General features: G+C 65.9%; 18 protein-coding genes. 8 read left to right on the top strand and 10 right to left on the bottom strand.

Features of this window, described 5'->3' with window-relative positions:
- Nucleotides 1-119: 119 nt before the first annotated feature.
- Nucleotides 120-1,706 carry a DHA2 family efflux MFS transporter permease subunit gene (locus ACVWZ4_RS20395; protein ID WP_456741044.1) on the bottom strand — a complete coding sequence of 529 codons (1,587 nt, stop codon included), beginning with the start codon at nucleotides 1,704-1,706 and terminating at the stop codon, nucleotides 120-122.
- Between the two features lie 28 nt (nucleotides 1,707-1,734).
- Nucleotides 1,735-3,039, bottom strand: coding sequence for an HlyD family efflux transporter periplasmic adaptor subunit (locus tag ACVWZ4_RS20390; protein WP_456736025.1), 1,305 nt, complete (start codon nucleotides 3,037-3,039; stop codon nucleotides 1,735-1,737).
- Nucleotides 3,040-3,229: 190 nt separating this feature from the next.
- Between ACVWZ4_RS20390 and ACVWZ4_RS20385 the strand changes: the two genes are divergently transcribed.
- Entirely contained in the window at nucleotides 3,230-3,865 is a 636-nt protein-coding gene (locus ACVWZ4_RS20385; protein WP_456736026.1) for a TetR/AcrR family transcriptional regulator, read from the top strand.
- Nucleotides 3,866-3,916: 51 nt separating this feature from the next.
- Complete coding sequence (locus ACVWZ4_RS20380; RefSeq protein ID WP_456736027.1) at nucleotides 3,917-4,255, top strand: DUF6665 family protein; 339 nt, start codon at nucleotides 3,917-3,919, stop codon at nucleotides 4,253-4,255.
- 10 nt (nucleotides 4,256-4,265) lie between these two features.
- On the opposite strand, the gene ACVWZ4_RS20375 is transcribed toward ACVWZ4_RS20380, so the two are convergent.
- Nucleotides 4,266-5,459, bottom strand: coding sequence for an extensin family protein (locus ACVWZ4_RS20375; protein WP_456736028.1), 1,194 nt, complete (start codon nucleotides 5,457-5,459; stop codon nucleotides 4,266-4,268).
- Nucleotides 5,460-5,748: 289 nt separating this feature from the next.
- Here ACVWZ4_RS20375 and ACVWZ4_RS20370 point away from each other — a divergent pair, with 289 nt between their 5' ends.
- Together ACVWZ4_RS20370 and ACVWZ4_RS20365 are read left to right on the top strand one after the other, a co-directional pair.
- Nucleotides 5,749-6,537 (top strand): DUF2147 domain-containing protein, encoded by a 789-nt coding sequence (locus ACVWZ4_RS20370; protein WP_456736029.1) that lies wholly within the window; start codon nucleotides 5,749-5,751, stop codon nucleotides 6,535-6,537.
- Between the two features lie 176 nt (nucleotides 6,538-6,713).
- The gene (locus ACVWZ4_RS20365; RefSeq protein ID WP_456738212.1) at nucleotides 6,714-8,135 is read left to right on the top strand and encodes a FecR domain-containing protein; all 1,422 of its coding nucleotides are present in this window, start codon (nucleotides 6,714-6,716) and stop codon (nucleotides 8,133-8,135) included.
- A 122-nt stretch (nucleotides 8,136-8,257) separates the two neighbouring features.
- On the opposite strand, the gene ACVWZ4_RS20360 is transcribed toward ACVWZ4_RS20365, so the two are convergent.
- Nucleotides 8,258-8,830, bottom strand: coding sequence for an NUDIX hydrolase (locus ACVWZ4_RS20360; protein WP_456699069.1), 573 nt, complete (start codon nucleotides 8,828-8,830; stop codon nucleotides 8,258-8,260).
- 67 nt (nucleotides 8,831-8,897) lie between these two features.
- Nucleotides 8,898-9,761: an archaetidylserine decarboxylase gene (gene asd, locus ACVWZ4_RS20355; protein WP_456790317.1), complete on the bottom strand. Its 864-nt coding sequence runs from the start codon at nucleotides 9,759-9,761 to the stop codon at nucleotides 8,898-8,900.
- 35 nt (nucleotides 9,762-9,796) lie between these two features.
- On the opposite strand from asd, the gene ACVWZ4_RS20350 reads away from it, so the two are divergent.
- A complete protein-coding gene (locus ACVWZ4_RS20350; protein ID WP_456741043.1) occupies nucleotides 9,797-11,461 on the top strand; it encodes an aminotransferase class III-fold pyridoxal phosphate-dependent enzyme in 1,665 nt (554 codons plus the stop codon).
- A 179-nt stretch (nucleotides 11,462-11,640) separates the two neighbouring features.
- Here ACVWZ4_RS20350 and ACVWZ4_RS20345 read toward each other — a convergent pair whose 3' ends face one another.
- The 3 genes from ACVWZ4_RS20345 to ACVWZ4_RS20335 form a co-directional block, all read right to left on the bottom strand.
- Entirely contained in the window at nucleotides 11,641-12,300 is a 660-nt protein-coding gene (locus ACVWZ4_RS20345) for a hypothetical protein (RefSeq protein WP_456699072.1), read from the bottom strand.
- 136 nt (nucleotides 12,301-12,436) lie between these two features.
- Nucleotides 12,437-13,126, bottom strand: a complete 690-nt coding sequence (locus ACVWZ4_RS20340; RefSeq protein WP_456699073.1) for a methyltransferase domain-containing protein — start codon at nucleotides 13,124-13,126, stop codon at nucleotides 12,437-12,439.
- Between the two features lie 34 nt (nucleotides 13,127-13,160).
- A complete protein-coding gene (locus tag ACVWZ4_RS20335; protein WP_456790316.1) occupies nucleotides 13,161-14,213 on the bottom strand; it encodes a glycosyltransferase family 4 protein in 1,053 nt (350 codons plus the stop codon).
- 274 nt (nucleotides 14,214-14,487) lie between these two features.
- Here ACVWZ4_RS20335 and ACVWZ4_RS20330 point away from each other — a divergent pair, with 274 nt between their 5' ends.
- Nucleotides 14,488-15,192: a L,D-transpeptidase gene (locus ACVWZ4_RS20330; protein WP_456741041.1), complete on the top strand. Its 705-nt coding sequence runs from the start codon at nucleotides 14,488-14,490 to the stop codon at nucleotides 15,190-15,192.
- A 79-nt stretch (nucleotides 15,193-15,271) separates the two neighbouring features.
- On the opposite strand, the gene ACVWZ4_RS20325 is transcribed toward ACVWZ4_RS20330, so the two are convergent.
- Both ACVWZ4_RS20325 and ACVWZ4_RS20320 read right to left on the bottom strand, forming a co-directional pair.
- Nucleotides 15,272-15,529 carry a hypothetical protein gene (locus ACVWZ4_RS20325; protein WP_456699076.1) on the bottom strand — a complete coding sequence of 86 codons (258 nt, stop codon included), beginning with the start codon at nucleotides 15,527-15,529 and terminating at the stop codon, nucleotides 15,272-15,274.
- Nucleotides 15,526-16,311, bottom strand: coding sequence for a DUF899 domain-containing protein (locus tag ACVWZ4_RS20320; RefSeq protein ID WP_456699077.1), 786 nt, complete (start codon nucleotides 16,309-16,311; stop codon nucleotides 15,526-15,528). Before ACVWZ4_RS20320 ends, ACVWZ4_RS20325 begins: the two co-directional genes overlap by 4 nt.
- A 98-nt stretch (nucleotides 16,312-16,409) precedes the next feature.
- On the opposite strand from ACVWZ4_RS20320, the gene ACVWZ4_RS20315 reads away from it, so the two are divergent.
- Nucleotides 16,410-17,630, top strand: a complete 1,221-nt coding sequence (locus ACVWZ4_RS20315; protein ID WP_456742241.1) for a helix-turn-helix domain-containing protein — start codon at nucleotides 16,410-16,412, stop codon at nucleotides 17,628-17,630.
- 29 nt (nucleotides 17,631-17,659) lie between these two features.
- Entirely contained in the window at nucleotides 17,660-18,298 is a 639-nt protein-coding gene (locus ACVWZ4_RS20310; protein WP_456699079.1) for a Vgb family protein, read from the top strand.
- The last annotated feature ends 26 nt before the right edge of the window (nucleotides 18,299-18,324 follow it).

Raw genomic sequence — 18,324 nt, 5'->3', positions numbered from 1 at the left:
TCTCCCCGGTTCGATTGAATGAGGCGCGCTTTATAGATGTGGCATTCGCGATTTGCAACGGGTGCCGTGCGAGATCACGCACGAGTGTTGCTTTTTGGTGCGCGGCCGATCGCTTCGCCTCAGTGCGCGTCGCCGCCACCGCCGGCCATCGGAGCCGGCTTGTTCAGCAGGGTGACCAGCAGGCTGAGGCCGAGATAGAACACCGTCAGCACGAAGAAGGCGTCGCCGAAGCTCATCACCACGGCCTGGCGATGCACGATCTGGCTGAGTTCCTTCATCGCCATCAGCGTGGAATCGCCAAGCCCCTGGAACTTCTGCATCAGCATCGTCAGGGTTTCGGTCGCGGTCGCATTGCCCCACGTCACGCGCTCTTGCAGGCGCGTGATGTGCAGATCGGTGCGATCGTTGAGCACGGTGTTGATGACGGCAAGGCCGACGGCGCCGCCGAGGTTGCGCATCAGGTTGAACAGGCCGCTCGCATTCTTCACCTTGTCGGGCGCCAGCGTGCCCAGCGCGACGTTGTTGGTCGGCACCATCGCGAACATCATGCCGATGCCGCGCAGGATCTGCGGCACCAGCAGCTCATAGAAATCGTAGTCGCGGGTGATCCAGGTCATCTGGTAGGAGCCGATCGCGAACACGATCAGGCCGAACGCGATCATGTAGCGCATGTCGAGCCTCACCATGAGGCGGCCGACCAGGGGCGCGACCAGGAACATCGTGATGCCGGAGACGAACATGGTCTCGCCGATCATCAGCGCGCTGTAGCCGCGCACCTCCGCGAGATAGCGCGGATAGATGTAGGTCAGGCCGTAGAGGCCGATGCCGATGCAGAACTGCAGGACGCAACCGACGGCGAAATTGCGGTTGGAAAAGGTGCGCAGGTTGACGATCGGCTCGGCCGCCGTGAACACGCGCCAGAAGAAGGCGATCGCCGAGATGATGCAGATCCAGGCGCAGATCGCCACCGACGTGTCCTGCATCCATTCATATTGCGGGCCTTCCTCCAGCACATATTCCAGCGTGCCGAGAAAGCCGGCCATGAAGATCAGCCCCCACCAGTCGAAGCGGTCGAGCAGTTCGAAATGCGGCTCGTCGAAATCGACCAGCGCCCAAACGCCCAAGGTGATGCCGATGCCGGGAACGACGTTGATGAAGAACAGCCAGTTCCACGTCATCAAATCGGTGATGTAGCCGCCGACGGTCGGTCCGATCGTGGGAGCCAGGGTCGCAACAAGCCCGATGATGGGGCCCACGATGTGGAATTTCGAGCGCGGAAACACGGTGTAGGCCGAGGCGAACACCGTCGGGATCATGCCGGCGCCGAGGAAGCCCTGCAGCGCGCGCCAGAGGATCATCTCCTCGATGGTCGTGGCGAAGCCGCAGAGCAGGCTCGACATCGTGAAACCCGCCGCCGAGATCGCGAACAGCAGCCGCGTGCCGAAGGCGCGCGACAGGAACCCGGAGAGCGGGATCGCGATCACTTCGGCGATCAGATAGGCGGTCTGGACCCAGGAGACCTCGCTCGAACTCGCCGACAGGCCGGCCTGGATTTCGCTCAAGGAGGCGGAGACGATCTGGATGTCCAGGATCGACATGAACATCCCGAACACCATGATGATGAAGGCGAGCAGCCGCTTCGGCGCAATGCGCTCCGAAGCGTCTGACGCCATCATGGCAGGGGAAGCGGTCGCGGCATTCGCCATGGTCTGACCTCGCAGCGCCTGATGGCGCTTACTGCGGATGGATCATGGTGGGATCGTCGAGATCGATCTCGCTGTCGGCGTCGGCGGCACCCTTGTTGGTGTCGACGGTGGCGTAGACCGACATGCCCGCACGGAGCAGGTTCTGCTTCGCAACCGCCTTCGGGACGCGGATGCGGACCGGCACGCGCTGCACGATCTTGGTGAAGTTGCCGGTGGCGTTGTCGGGCGGCAGCAGCGTGAACACCGAGCCCGCGCCGGCGGCGATGCTGTCGACGACGCCCGAGAATTTGCGCATGCCATAGGCATCGACCTTGATCGTCACCGGCTGGCCGGGACGGATGCGCTTGAGCTGGGTTTCCTTGAAATTGGCGTCGATGTAGACGTCGTCGAGCGGCACGACATTGCCGAGCCGCTGGCCGACGGCGATGAAGTCGCCGGCGCTGACGAGACGGTTGGAGAAGATGCCGTCGACCGGCGCGCGCACCGCCGTGAAGCCGAGGTCGCGCTCGGCCTTGGCGAGCGTGGTCTTGAGCTCGGCGAGCTGCGCCTGCGCTTCGGCCTGCTGGGCCTTGGCGACGTCGACATTGCTCACCGCCACGTCGTACGCCGCCTGCGCGGCCTTGACCGCGGCAGCGCCCTGGTCGCGTCCGGCTTCCGAGCTCTCGAACGTCGCACGCGAGGCAAAGCCCTTGCTGCTCAGCGCCTGCTGGCGGTCATAATCGAGATCGGCGCGCTTGAGGCCGGCTTCCGCGGAGACGAGCTGCGCCTTCGCTTGCGCGACCTGGCTGTCGAGCGCCGCGATCTGGCGACCGATGCGATCGATCGTGGCCTGCTGGGTCGCGATCCGGGTCGCAGCCGCATCGACCGCGATCTTGTAGTCGCCGTCGTCGATGCGCAGGATGGTGTCGCCGGCATGCACCAGCGTGTTGTCGCCGGCGAGAATCGAGGAGACGTGGCCCGACACGCGCGCGCCCAGCATGGTGTTGTTGGCGCGGACATAGGCGTCGTCGGTGGAGACGAAGAAGCGGCCGACCAGCGTGTAGTAGCCGGCATAGCTCGCCGCCGCGAGCGCCAGCACGAGGCCGATGCCCGTCATGATGAACTTGCGCTTGCGGGATTTCGGCGCCGCGGGCGCGGAGGCCGTCGGGGCCGGCTGGTCGATCACGGGCTTCTCCGGGGCCTCGCTGGTACGGCGCTTGGTCTCTTCGGCCACGTGAGAGCGCAACTGCTCGGCAAGCGCTGCGGACTTCTCAGGCGCAGCGTCACCATTCGCAGTCGTCTCCACCGCTTCCTGGCGAAGCACGCGCGCAGCCTGGTCTCTCGATGTGGCCATAAAGGCCTCCCCAAAAAAAGCGCCAGGGCGGCCGTCCTGCGGCCTGGTCCCTGCCACCCATCCAAATATCATTGACCGAACGGTTCGGTCAATATACATATTAGTCCGAGCCGGACCCTACTGGCCCGAATCCTTTATTTGGGTTTCATGGTCCATGCTCCGAGCCAAAACCGTTCGAGACCCTGAACCAATGGTTGCAGCCGACCGCGAACATCTGCACGTCGTCTCCGAAGAGGACAGCTCCAAGCGCCGCCAGATCCTGGCCGGCGCCCACAAAGTGTTCATGGACCTGGGTTTTGACGGCGCCAGCATGGGCGAGATTGCGCGTGCGGCCGGCGTCTCAAAGGGCACGCTCTACGTTTATTTCGCCGACAAATCCGCGCTGTTCGAAGCCATCCTCGAGGAGGAGGCGCTATTTCACGGCCAGGTCGCGTTCAACTTCGACCCCGGGCGGGACGCCGAGACGACCTTGAAGGATTTCGGCCAGGCCTATCTGCATCTGCTCTGCCGGCCCGGCGGCGGATCGGCGATCCGCACCGTGATGGCGATCGCCGAGCGCATGCCCGACGTCGGCCGCCGCTATTATCTGCGCGTGCTGGACAAGACCATCAACCGCCTGTCCGACTATCTCAAAGCCCATGTCGTCTCCGGCAATCTGGCGATCGACGATTGCGACCTGGCGGCGTCGCAGTTCATGGAACTGTGCAAGGCCTCGCTGTTCCTGCCCTTCGTCTTCCAGGCCGCTCCGCCGCCGTCGGAGCAGCGCATGACGGAAGTGATCGAGAGCGCGACGCGGATGTTCCTGGGGGCCTACAAGGCGAAGTGACGGCAGCCGCCGCGCGTTGCGCATGTGCCTTGCGCCGCTATATTGGGGATCATGTCCCGTGATCTTCGCCCGCCGGTCGATATCCTCCATTATGAGATCGTCCAGGAACAAGCCTCGGCGCTTGGACGGATGGGCCGCACGCTCGAGCAGGCGCTGGCGCGATTGCGCGAATTCGACGCGACCCACGCGGTTTCAGAGACGCCGGCATCGAGGCAGCCGGCGAGGCGCAAGCTGGTGATGGAAGCCGGACAGGCGCTCTGGATGTTCGTCGTGCAACGCGAGGCGACGGGGCTGCGCGACAGCAGGCATATCATGCGGACGTACGATGTCCCCGCCGAAGTGCAGCGCTGCATGGGGCTCGCGGCGCCGTCGAAGCCGACCTCGAGGTAAGCACGCGCGTTTAATCGTCCGAGGACTCGTCTTCCTCGCTGCCCCTGTCGTGCCTGCCTTTGTGCGTGCCGAGCGAGCCGGTCACGGCGGGATCGCGATTGCTCGCATACGGACTGCGCCGCTGCGCACGCGCGGCCACCTCTTCGCCGGACACCGCGGCCGGCTGGCAGATCAGGCGGCGGCTGGCGCGGCGCATCAAGTCCACGTGGATGTGATCGTAGTGATAGACGTTCGAGCCCGGCGCGAGCACGGTGGTGAAATGCGCGCACGCGCCCGCCTGGACGTCGCGCAGGAAGCCCTGCTCTTCCGGCATGCCGTGCCAGCCGTCCTTCACGGTGATGCGGCGGCCGTCGGCGAGCGTGAATGCGGCGACGTCGAGTGCGTTGCCGAAGGCGTGCTCGGAGATATGAGCGTGCGGGTTACCGTTCATGCCGCGGCAGGAATAGGCGGAGATCTGCTTGATCTCGACCACGCGGGCGCCGAACCAGCGCATCGCCGACGGCTGCACGCTGTCGGCAAACCAGCGGTCGAGCTCGGATACAATCGGACAGGCCAGCGTCGCCGTCGGCTTCACCATGACCGGACCGACGGCGGCGACAGCATTGCCCTGCGCGGGACCGAGACGCGGCAGCGGCTGCTGCGCGGGCGCCTGGGAGTAAGGCGCGGGCGGCCGTGCCGGATAGCTCGGCGCATTCATGTAGCGCGCCGCGCCTTCGGCATCGGTGCCCTCGGGCGGCAGATCGATCTCGTCCTCCTGCGGCGCGACGCCGGGCGCGCTGAGCGACACCGGAGCCGACGACGCGCCATAGCCGGCGGGCTGGCGCACCGCGCTCTCGGGATAGTTCGACCGCTGCGGATAGCCGGATGCGGGATAATTCGATTGCGGCTGCGTCACCGGCCAGCGCGGCTGGTTGCCGACATTGCCGGGCGGGCGCAGTTCCTCGTCGGCAAAACCGTAGCTGCCGGTGGCTTCGCCGATCGCGGCGACCTTCAGCGGAAATTCAGCGCCGCACATGCCGGGTCCGGAGATCGGATCGATCCGGACGATGTCGGGGCTCTCTTTGACGGCGCCTGATTTCAGGCACGCCGCTTCGGCCTCGGCCCGCCACGGTTCACGTTCGGCCTGGAACAAGCCGCGTCCGCAACCCGCGAGCGATGCGAGGACGATGGAGCCGACGAGATACAAACGAACTCCGCGCGTCATGTACGCACGTTCGGTGAATTTACTTAAAGACTCTTCAACACGTTGATTTCAGCTTTCCTTAACCATACCGGCCGCGCGCGCGCAGGGCGGCCGTCGTGATGGTGGGCAAGGCGCCGCGATGCGGGCGAGACGTTCATGCGCAATCTCCCTCGCATGCGCCGTCAGCCACCCGGGCAGGCGTTGTGAGGTCCATCACAGAAGGCCTGGTGTGTCAGGCATAGGGTCGAACCACATCCGGTCTACGGCCGACTTCAGTCCATCTCGGGACCACGCTCTTTCGGAGATTGTCATGAACAAGCTCACCATCGCCGCCACCGCACTGTTCCTCGCCTCGACTGCCGTCGCGCATGCCGGGAATTCGATCTCGTTCCAGATCCAAGGCCAGCACATCCGCATCGAGACGCCGCGCAACTGTGCCTCGCTCGATTGCGTCGCCATCGTGGCACCGGGCCTGTCGAACAAGCCGATCAGGCTCAACGACATCAACCTCAACAGCCTCGGCGGCTCCAAGGACGATGACGCCACCACGCCATCGACGACGACTGCGCAGCCTGCGCCGGCTCCGCCGCAGCCGCCCGTGCAACAGGCGCCGATGCAGGCCACAGCGCCGGCCGCGCCCACCGTTGCTCCCGCTGCGCCAGCCACTGATGTCACCGCGGCGCCGTCCGTCGACACGCTCTCGCAGCCTGCGCCGGTTGCAGCCCCCGCTCCCGTGGTCGCGCCCGCGCCGATTGCCGCGGCTCCCGCTTATGCGCCGCCGCCTGCTCCCGCTGCGGCAGCACCGGTACAGGCCGCCACCACGCCGATCGGCGTATGGGCGACCGAAGAGAACAAGGGCAATGTCCGGGTCGAACAATGCGGTCCCAATCTCTGCGGCTATGCCGAGAAGACCAATGAGCGGATCCTGATCAACATGAAGCCCGACGGCGCCAAGTGGAGCGGCCGCATCCACGATCCCGACTCCGGTCGCAATTACGACTCGACGATCGCCATGAAGGGCCCGAACGCGATGCGCGTGCAGGGCTGCGCGTTCGGCGGAATGTTCTGCGGCGGCCAGACCTGGAAGCGGGTGAGCTGAGACTTCGATCGGCAAGCCTTCTTGTTCTTATGGACGCCACGTCCCTGTTTCAGGGACGTGGCGTTTGAACGTTCACCGTTTCCATGCAACAGATGTTCATCCGCCATTCAGCAATCTCCGGCTGATATCGGCCAGATTTGCCTCGCCTTCTCATGGGGACCTCATTCGTGGCTATGCTGGTGGCTTGGCGCCGCGTCGTGTTTGCTTTGCCGCTGCTGGCGCTGCCGCTGGCCGGCGCGGATCATGCGCGCGCGTCCGACGCGATCGAGCTCGCGCAAACACAGCCGCAGGCCCAACCGACGCCTGCCACCTCCCCAACACCTTCAGCAGCGCCGACGCCGTCAACTGATGCGCAATCCGCCGCCGCGGAGCCGATCGGCAACGTCGCGACCGTGACGGGCATTGCGACCGTGGTCCGCGACAAGAACTCTTATCCGCTGAAAGTACGCGACGACATCTATCTCAATGACATCGTGCAGACGTCCTCGAATTCGTCGCTCGGCATCACCTTCAACGACGCCACCACGTTCAACCTCTCCGCGAGCGCCAAGATCACCATCGACACCTACGTCTACGAGGATGGCGGCAAGCAGAATTCGGCGATCTTCGACATCGGCAAGGGCACGGTCGCCTTCGTCGCCGCTGCAGTGGCCAAGACCGGCGACATGAAGATCGCGACGCCGACCGCGACGCTTGGCATCCGCGGCACCACCGGTGTCGTCGACGTTCCCGAGAACGCGGCCGCAACCAGCGCCAGCAACGTCAACATCAAGCTCTACCCCGACGCTGACGGCCGGGTCGGCCACATCGACGTCAACGATCGCGCCAGTGGCACGCGGCTCGGCTCGCTGACGCAAGGGTCGAGCGGCTTTGCGATCCGGCCCGGTGCGGCCGGCCCGGGCGGCATGCGCTTTGCGGCGGTGCCGATCACCATCCCGCCGCAGCAGATCGAGCGCGATCGCGGCATCGTCAGCCAGGTCCACGCGGCGCAGACCACGGGCCGCCAGATCGTCACCGAGCAGCGCGATTTCCGCCGCGCCAACCCGAGCGCGGTCAGCCGGATTCCTCGGCCGGCGCAGTCGCCGCAGCAACAGCAATTGCGTCCGAACCCGGCGCCGAACCAGCAACAGCCGCAGCGGCCGAACGGCCAGCCTGGTCAAAACAACCGTCCGGGCCAGCAGCCGCCGACTCAGCAACAGCCGCAACGGCAAGGTGGCGCCGCACAGCCCGGCACGCCGCGCACGGGCCAAGGCACGCAACAAGGCACGCAACGAGGTCAGCAGCAACCGGGCCAGAAGCCAGCCACTGCGCAACCGCCCGCCCAGCCGCGCACCACGCAACCGGGCGGGGCGACGCAGCCAAAGCGCAGCGGACAATCTCCGCAGCAGCCTGGCGCGGTTACGCCGGCGCAGCCGAATGGCACCACGCCGCAACCGCCGCGCACCGGATTGCAGCCCGGCACACAGCCAGCCGTCCAGCCGCAACAGGGCGCCGCGCCGCGCCAGCCCGGCTTCCAGCAGCGCCTCCCCGGCGCGCGCCCCGCCGTGCCGCGCAAGCCCGCGCCGGCTCCAGCGCCGAAGGAGAGGAAAAAACGGTAGAGAAGGCGCACCAGCCCCTCCGCGTCATTGCGAGCGCAGCGAAGCAATCCAGACTGTCTCCACGGAAGCAGTCTGGATTGCTTCGTCGCAAGAGCTCCTCGCAATGATGATGTGGAGAGACCTCAGGCCTCGCCGCGCAACCAGGCCTTCACCCTCTGCAACAGGCCGGGCCGCGGCTCATCGACCGAATCAGCCTCAGCCGGCGTCAGGGTCTGCACGACCGCATCCATGTTGTCGGCCGCCAACGTCGTCGTCGGCTCCGCCGGGGGTGACGGTGCGAGCCGGGCCGCCGCGATCGCGATCGGGCCGACCTCGGTGAGAAAGGCGCGCTCATATTCGCGCGACAGACGCGCGAGCGCGTCGTCCAGCGTCACCCAGTCGACCGCCTTGATGTCGTTCATGAGCTTGCGGACTTGGCCGCCCACGGCCTCCATCCGCCAGAAGTGCACGATCTTGGATCGGCCACCCGACTGGTAGCCGAGCGTGCCCAGAAATTCGTGGATGGCAACGTCGTGGCCGGTCTCCTCCAGCACCTCGCGGTGCGCCGCCTGTTTCGGCGTCTCGCCGTCGTCGAGCTTGCCCTTGGGCAGAACCCACTCATTGCGCTTGCGCTGGCGCACGATGGCGATCAGCGGCGTGTCGCCACGCCGCAGCAGCACAATACCACCCGCCGCCATCACCGGCGCTCGTGCCATCACCAAGTCCGTAGCATCGAAATCGTCCCCGGCGACGATATAGGCGGCGGGGACGGCGGATTGAAGGCTAGCTTCTTCTCAGCAGCGCTTGACCGGCACGGATGCGCGTCCCTTCGGCAATGCCGTCGCAGAATGAAAAGTCGCCCGGCGCGAGGATGATGATGGTCGAGCCGTGCTCGAACCAGCCGAGCTCCTCGCCCTTGGTCACGTTGACGTCGCAGGGGAAATTGACCGGGCCCTTGGTCTGCGCGTTCAGCACCATGTCGAGGAAGTGCAACCGGATGCTGGCGACCAGGATCGCCGCGACCGGCACCAGCGTGACCGCCTCGCCGCTCGACAAGTGCGTGCGGATCACGGCGCGCTCGTTCTTGCAGAACAGCCGCTCCACCCGCTTCAGCGCGATCGGATTGACGTTCCAGACGTCGCCGTGGATCAGCGTGACCCGCTCGACACGCGCATCGTAAGGCGCGTGGAAGCGGTGATACATGCTCGAGGTCAGCCGCAGCGTCACGAAGCTGCCGTTGCGGTGCTGCTCGGCCAGCGCGGGATCGCCGAGCAAATCGAGCAGCGAATAGGGCGCGCCCTTGACCTGGAACAGCTCGGTATCGGCGATCCGGCCATGAGCGCCGACGATGCCGTCGGAGGGGCTCGCGATGACTGAGGCATCCGGATCGAACGGACGGAGGCCAGGCTTCAGCTCACGCGTAAAGCAGTCGTGCAAGCTCGTGAAATAGGTCTTGCGCGCCTCCGACAGATCGAGGTCGGAGAACAGCTTCCACAGCGCGATGGAGCCGTCCCGCACCAGCGGATTCCTGATCTTGGAGAACCAGCCCATGAAGCGGGTCAGCGCCGCGCGAGGGATGCGGTTGGTCAACAGGAAGTTGAGATCTTCCTGCTGGGTGAAAGAGGCGATGAGGGCCTTGACTGTCATGAATCTGTCAGCTCGCAGTATTAGCGCTTGTTGTCATGGAAACGACACTCCCGATTCTCTCGATGTCCGTGGCCGCCGCAGCCTCCGCTGCCGCCGTCCTCCCGAAGATCAAGGCGCGGGTCGAATTGTCCCGCGCCAAGCATCGCTCGCTCGCCGGGCACTCCAAGATGTCGCGCCGGGTGGCAAAGCTGCTGCCGTTCTACGAGTTCGAGGGCGATCGCTATTTCGGCTGCGACGGCGCGCCTGACGACGTGGTGAAGCAGCGCAAGGACGCCTTCTTCCGTCTCGCAAGCCTCTACGCCGAGCGCTACCCCAGGGGCCGCGCGATGACGAAGGAAGCGGCCGAAACGATCTCCGACCTCAACTTCACCGAAAGCTACCGCGTGCCGTTCCAGTTCTCGCGTCTCGTCCGCGAGCACCTGGGCACTTCGACCTTCATGGAATCCTCGAGCGGCGTCACCGTCACTGACGTCGACGGCAACACGTCCTACGATCTCACGGGGTCCTACGGCGTCAACATCTTCGGCAATGACTTCTACAAGGAGTGCATCGAGGGCTCCGAGAAGCGGGCGCATGCGCTCGGTCCGGTGCTCGGCCCCTACCACCCCGTCATCCTCGAGAACGTGCAGCGGCTGTGCCAGATCTCCGGCCTCGACGAAGTCTCGTTCCACATGTCCGGCACCGAGGCCGTGATGCAGGCGGTACGGCTCGCACGCTACCACACCAAGCGCACGCATCTGGTTCGTTTCGCCGGCGCCTATCACGGCTGGTGGGGGGACGTGCAACCCGGCGTCGGCAATCCGCTTCCCGCGCACGAGACCTACACCCTCTCCGAGATGTCGGAGAAGACGCTGCACGTGCTGCGCACACGCAAGGACATCGCCTGCGTGCTGGTCAATCCGCTGCAGGGGCTGCACCCGAACGGCAACGCGCCGGGCGATTCCTCGCTGGTCGATTCCTCCCGCGGCGGCAGTTTCGACCGCGCGGCGTATACCGAGTGGCTGAAGAAGCTGCGCGAGGTCTGCACCGAGCGCGGCATCGTCTTGATCTTCGACGAGGTCTTCGTCGGCTTCCGTCTCGCCGCCGGCGGCGCCCAGGAATATTTTGGTATCAAGGCCGACATGGTGACCTACGGCAAGAGCCTCGCCGGCGGCCTGCCGGTCGGCGCGGTCTGCGGCAGGAAGGATCTGATGCGCCGCTTCCGCGACGATCGTCCCGCCGACATCTGCTTCGCCCGCGGCACCTTCAACTCGCATCCCTATGTCATGACGGCGATGGACGAGTTCCTGAGCCGGCTCGCCTCGCCGAACTTCCGCGCCATCTATGACGGCCTGGACGCGACCTGGAACGGCCGCGTCGAGCGGCTCAACAAGATGATGCGTGATGCCAAGCTGCCGGTGCAGTTCGCCAACCTCTCGTCGATCTGGACGGTCAAATACACCACGCCGTCCCGCTACAACTGGATGCTGCAATATTACCTGCGTGCCGAAGGCCTGGCGCTGAGCTGGGTCGGCACCGGCCGGCTGATCTTCAGCCTCAACTACACCGACGCGGACTTCGGCGAGGTCGCCGACCGCTTCGTCCGCGCCGCCGAAAAGATGAAGGCCGACGGCTTCTGGTGGCACGACGGCGCGCTCACCAACAAGACCATCAAGCGGCAGATTTTGAAAGAGATGCTGGCCAAGCGCTTCGGAGGCTGAGACGAGCTTCTCCGACGCCGTCATGGCCCCGCATGGCCGTCCAAAGGACGGCGTCGCTTCCGCTCGCCCATGCTCGGCCATCCACGCGTTTCCACGCGACGGCAAGAAGACGTGGATGCCCGGGACAAGCCCGGGCATGACGCAGATCATGGACATTTGCGTTCTGGGCAGATGCCGTATCAGGCGTGCTGCTCTTCGAGGTCGGGCTCGCCGATCAGACCCAGCGTGTGCTCGGGGTTGAGATGCAAGCCGGGGTCCATCAGTTCGCCGCGCATCAAAGCGAGCGGTGCGCTACGATAGAGCATCAAATCGTGGAAGGGGTCGGTCAGGATCTTGGTCATCCAGACCAGGCCGGTCTCGACATCGCGGATGAAGAACAGGTGCACGGTGCGGAACAGAAGACCGCCGCCGCCGATCACGAGCCAGATCTTCGCCACCTGGCGCATGAAGTCGGCAGCGCTCGCCCACGGCGTGAACAGGCCGAGCAGCGTGGGATCGACGAACAGCACCAGCGGGGACGCCGCCCAGATCGCCATCAGCACCACCTTGCGCTGAAGGTTGTAGCCGACCTTGATGTCTTCCTTGTACTCGTGCGTCGCCTGGTTGATGTGGTCGTAGTCATGCGGCTCGAAGAAGAAGTGACCGGCCTGGCGCGAGGTCATCGAGACCAGCCAGCCGACCAGCGCAGAGATCATGGGATCGACGAACAGCCAGAGATAGGCAAAGAGGAAGCTCAGCGCGCTGACGAAGTGCAGGCTCTGATTGATGCGGCTGTGATGATAATAGCGATGGTCGTCCCAGCGCTGGATCCGCAGCTGTTCGAGGTAATTCTTGATCATGCTCTCCCCCAAAATGCTTTCGGGTTCCGGATTTACAGGGATTCGATGTAGCTCGTGTGACATCATCATTTTGTCATGTGACGATGTGCAGCGACGCGGTGACGGACGCGAACGCGTGAGCGGCGGCAGCCTCGACTCACGCCGCCTTGGCGATGTCGACCTTGCGGAAGCGCACCAGCGAGAAATGACCGAGCGGCGGAATCAGGCGGCGCTCCGCGAGCTCGATTCCCTCAGCGCCGGCCAGCCATTTGGCATAGCGCGACCAGGCGAACTCGGCGGTGCGGAAGCCGAGCGGACGCACCACCGGCTGCAGCTTCTGCTCGATGAAACGGCGCATGCCGGTGTCGGCGCTGACGCGGGTGAGGATGATCAACTCGCCGCCCGGACGCAGCACGCGGGCGAATTCGTCGAGCGCCTTCTCCGGGTTCGGCACGGCGGTGACGACGTACTGCGCCATCACGACATCGAAGGAATTATCGGGGAATTCGAGCTTCTCGGCGTCCATCACCGCAAGGCCCTCGACGTTCTTGAGGCTGCCTTCGCGAACGCGGCGGCGGGCCTTGTCAAGCATCGCGTCCGAAATGTCGGTGCCGAAGATGCGCAGATGCGGAGCGTACAGTGGCAGCGAAATGCCGGTGCCGACGCCGACTTCGAGCACGCGGCCACCGATCTTGTTGGTGGCTGCGATCGCGGCCCGGCGGCCCTTGGCGAACACGCCGCCGAACACGAGATCGTAGACGGGCGCCCAGCGGTCGTACGCCTGCTCGACCGAGCCACGGGTGAGGTCGAGCTGCTGGGTGCCGTCAAGGTTCATGATCTTAGCCATCGATGAGGTTCTCGCTGTGGGTCAAAAATATGGATCAGCCGCGCACCGGCCGCCGCGCCACGCGAGGCGAAGCGCGCAAGGCACGGCTGGGCTGGAGTGAGGTGAGATTGCCGACGAACTGGCGCGCGCTGTTCTCCCAGGAGCGCTCCAGCGCGAAATTGCGGCAGGTCTCCCGCGACATGGTGAGCGCGCGCAGGCACGCGGCGCGCAGATCATTGTCGATCGCACCGATCGGATGATCGGCGATGACGTCTTTCGGACCCGTCACCGGAAACGCGGCGACGGGCGTACCGCAGGCGAGCGCCTCGAGCTGCACCACGCCGAACGTATCGGTGAGGCTCGGGAACACGAAGACATCGGCGGCGGCGAGATGCGCGGTCAGATCGGCGCCCTTCTTCTCGCCGAGGAAAACGGCTTCAGGATATTTCTTCTCCAGCGCCGGCTTCTGCGGGCCATCGCCGACGACGACCTTGGTGCCGGGCAGGTCGAGCGAAAGAAGCGCTTCGAGATTCTTCTCGACCGCCACGCGGCCCATGGTCATGAAGATCGGGCCCGGCAGGTCGAGCCTGGCCGGAGCGTCAGGGTGGAACAGCTCGGTGTTGACGCCGCGCCCCCAGAAGCCGAGCCGCCTGAAGTCGCGACCTGCGAGCTCCTGCCGCAGCGACGGCGTCGCCACCATGGTCAAGGCTGCGGCATCGTGGAAGTGACGCAGCACGGCATGGCCGACGCTCGCCGGGATGCCGGTCCGCACCGAAACATATTCCGGAAAGCGCGTCGTATAGGACGTCGTGAACGCGAGGTGGTTGCGGCGACAATAGGCACGCGCGGCCCAGCCGATCGGGCCTTCGGTCGCGATGTGCAGGGCTTCCGGCGCGGACCTCTCGATGCGCCGCGCGATCTCCTTGCCGCTCGGCAGCGCGATGCGCAGGCCCGGATAGGTCGGCAGCGGCCAGGACCTGAAGCCGTCAGGCGTCAGGAAGTCGATCTCGACATCGAGGGCCTTGGCGGCCGCAGCGAGCGAGGTCAGCGTCCGGACCACTCCGTTGACCTGCGGATGCCAGGCGTCGGTCGCGATTAATACCCGCATGGGGAAATCCCGAGAGTTTGATGATTCTCGGCTTAGGACCATCAACCACGGATATTTCAGGCGTGTGACGTCACAGAAGTGTCGGCCCGCTGTTTTGTTCGTTAACAGCCCGGCCGGGCCACGAAACCGTCATGAAACAATCCTTGCCGCGACGAAACCGTTTTCGGTTTTCGGCGCAAAGCTCCCGAAACTTCTTTCCATTAGTGATTTAGCCAACGGAGCACCGAAACGGTGCCGCGGTGATCTCTCGACACCGAGCAAACAGGGGCGACCAATGTTCGATCTGGATACGTTCAAGAGCTATTCGCGCGCCGTTGCCTTCAACGCAGTGGCTGTGACCGCAATCGCGTTTGCCGGCCCGGCCAAAGCCGCGCCCGTGCAGCTGTTTCCGTTCTTCCAGCCGCTGCCGGCGATGACCGCCCCGCAGCCGCTTCAGCCTTATCAGCCCTATCAGGCACCGACCTACCAGGCCGCACCGTCCGAAGATCAGGATGCCGTGGAGATGCCGGCGCGCTTCCGCCGCCAGACCGTTTCCTATGCGACGCGCGAGGCGCCGGGCACCATCATCATCGATACGCCCAATACCTATCTTTATTACGTGCTGGGCAACGGCCAGGCCATCCGCTACGGCATCGGCGTCGGCCGCGACGGCTTCACCTGGTCGGGCACCCAGTCGGTGACGAAGAAGGCGGAGTGGCCGGATTGGACCCCGCCGCCGGAAATGATTCAGCGCCAGCCCTATCTGCCGCGCCACATGGCCGGCGGCCCCGGCAACCCGCTCGGCGCCCGCGCCATGTATCTCGGCGGCACCGTCTACCGCATCCACGGCACCAACGCCCCCGACACGATCGGCAAGCACGTCTCCTCCGGCTGCATCCGCCTCACCAACGACGACGTCTCCGATCTCTACTCCCGCGTCAGCGTCGGCACCAAGGTGGTCGTGCTGCCGATGACCGAGCGCCGCGCGGAGCTTCGGTAACGCGCCGCGAACGAGCTTGAGGACCAACGGCCCCGGCAGGACCGGGGCCGTTCCGTTTGGTGTCGTGGCTGTCCAACCTTCACTTCCGGCCCGAGAGCAGCCGCAGCCATGCCGCGGAATGAAACGCGCTCATCAGGAGATACATCGGCACCATCCCGCCCAGCGACAGGCCGTGCCCGGCGGAGCAGAGCATGTCCGCCGGGCCGCCGCTGAAGGCGGCGGTCAGCACGGCCATGATCGCGAACGTTGGGGTGGCCGCAAGGCCCAGCCATCGGACGAGGTGGGCTGTGGCCTCGCGGCGATCGCGGCCGGCGCCGGCGGAATGGACGGTGCTCACTGCGCGCCCTTGGCGCGAAGCGCGATCTCGCCGGCGTCCGAAACCTCGACCCATTTCTTGTCCGGCGCGCTGTCGGCTTCGTAATTGTCGTTCCAGTTCCACCATTTGTACGTCGGCGTCTGCGGATAGCCTGCCGGCGAGTCCTCCCAGACCTCCTGGCGGCCGAGCGGCGTGATGTCGAGATAGTTCCAGGTGCCGCCCATCTGCTCGTCGCCGCGGCTCTTGATCAGATAGGTGCGGAAGATGCGGGTCCCGTCGCGGAAGAACACGTTGGTGCCGTGCCACTCGCCGACGCCGAAATCGGCATCGAAGCTGTCGGTGATGGTGACCCATGGAATGTTCCAGCCCATCCGCGCCTTCAGCCTGATGATGTCGGCTTGCGGTGCGCGCGAGGCAAACACCAGCGTGGTGTCGCGGGCATTCAAATGCGAGACATGGGCGACCTGGTCGGCCACCATGGAGCAGCCGCGGCAGGCATGGTCGGGCCAGCCGAACACGCCCGGCTCGAAGAAGGCCCGGTACAGGATCAGCTGGCGCCGGCCCTGAAACAGATCGAGCAGACTGGCCTTGCCCTGGGGCACCTCGAATGCGTAGGTTTTGGTCACTTCCATCCACGGCATGCGCCGGCGTTCGGCGGCGAGTGCGTCGCGGGCACGGGTATGCGCCTTTTCCTTCACGAGCAGCAGCTGGCGGGCAGCCTCCCACTCCTCCGGCGACACCACGGGCGGTGTTAGCATGGCGGGCTGTCCGTTCGTCGCTGCCTTGTCTGCTGATGTCATCATGGCTCTCCAAATCTCTCGCTCGCCGCACATCGTCGGCCCTGGGAGAGTTCTCGCACCTGATGGCGGCACGGTGGGAGTAACAAGTGTGGCGGATTTTCATGGACTCGCTGATCACGGCCGCCGCGCGGGCGTTGGAGGCCGGCGATCCGCTCGGCGCCCTGAACCGCGTGGCGTTGCGCAACGATGCGCCGTCGCTGGCGCTGCGCGGCATCGCGATGGCCCAGCTCGGCGATCTCGCGAAAGCCAAAACGCTGCTGCGCAGCGCCGCGCGCGCCTTCGGTCCGCGTGAGGCGGTCGCGCGCGCGCGGTGCGTGGTGGCCGAAGCCGAGATCGCGCTGGTCTCGCGCGACCTGAATTGGCCGGCGAAGACGCTCACGGCGGCGCGGGCGACGCTCGCGAGCCATGGCGATCTCGCCAATGCCGCTCACGCCGGTCATATCGAGGCTCGCCGTCTCGTCCTGCTCGGGAGGATCGACGAGGCCGAACGCATCATGGGCGAACTCGGCGGCGCCGCGCTCCCGCCCGCATCCCGGGTCGTTCGCGAGCTCGTGGTCGCCGGCATCGCCATCAGGCGGTTGAAATCGAAAGACGCGCGCGCGGCGCTCGACCTGGCGGCTCGCGCCGCGAGGCAGGCTGACATCCCGGCGCTGGTGGCCGAGGTCGACGGCGCGAGGCTCGTCCTCGACACGCCGGCCGCACGCCTGATCGCGCGCGGCAGCGAACACCCGTTGTTGCTCGGCGAGGTCGAGAGGCTGGCAACCTCGACCGCGCTCGTCGTCGACACCTTCCATCATGTCGTGCGCAGGCAAGGCACGGCCGTGTCACTGGGAACGCGGCCGGTGCTGTTCGCGCTCGCCCGGCTCCTGGCGCAAGCCTGGCCCGCGGACGTCTCGCGCGAGGCGCTGATATCAGGTGCTTTCCAGGCCAGGCACGTCGATGAATCGCACCGTGCCCGCTTGCGCGTCGAGATCGGACGGCTCCGGACTGAGCTCAAGCCGCTGGCCGACATCAGCGCGACCAAGCAAGGGTTCGAACTGGCGCCGCGCAGGACCCGCGACGTGATCGTGCTGGCGCGCCCCGTCGAGGAGAAGCACGCCGCGCTGCTCGCCTTTCTCGCCGACGGCGAGCCATGGGCAAGCTCGGCGCTGGCGCTCGCGCTTGGCATGAGCGCACGCACGGTGCAGCGGGCGCTCGAGGAGCTCGCCCGATCGAACAAGGTGCAGTCGTTCGGACACGGCCGGGCGCGGCGCTGGATGACGCCGCCAGTTCCGGGTTTCCCGACAGGCTTGTTACTCCCCGGACCGCTGCTCAAGACTTAAGATGTGAACCGCCGCACAAGGACCATGCCATGAAGCGATCAGCCGCCGAGATCATCCGCGAGTACGGGCCTTTCGACGGCGTCGAGGCCGTGCATGGCGTCAGCTATGACGGCAGCCAGGTCTGGTTCGCGTCCGGCGACAGGCTGAGTGCGGTCGATCCTGACAGCGGCAGGATCACCCGCTCGCTCGATGTCGCCGCGCATGCGGGAACGGCGTTCGACGGCCGCCATCTGTTCCAGATCGCCGAGGACCGCATCCAGAAGATCGACGCGGCGAGCGGCGCGATCCTCAGCACGATCCCGGCGCCCGGCGGCGGCGGCGATTCAGGATTGGCCTGGGCCGAGGGCTCGCTCTGGGTCGGGCAATATCGCGAGCGCAAGATCCACCAGATCGACCCTGACAGCGGCAGGATTCTGCGCACCATCGAAAGCAAGCGGTTCGTGACCGGGGTGACCTGGGTCGACGGCGAGCTCTGGCATGGCACATGGGAGGGCGAGGACAGCGACATCAGGCGGATCGATCCTGATACCGGCAAGGTGCTCGAGCAGCTCGACCTGCCGGAGGGGACGATGGTTTCAGGGCTGGAATCGGACGGCGGCGATCGGCTCTTCTGCGGCGGCGGCGCCAGCGGCAAGGTGCGCGCGGTCCGCCGCCCCGGGCGCAGCTAGCTTTGATGAGCTGTCGACGATGTCGT

The organism is Bradyrhizobium sp. USDA 4472 (assembly GCF_054058595.1).
The sequence above is the reverse complement of the archived record's forward strand: the minus strand, read 5'-3'. Positions and strand labels throughout refer to the sequence as shown.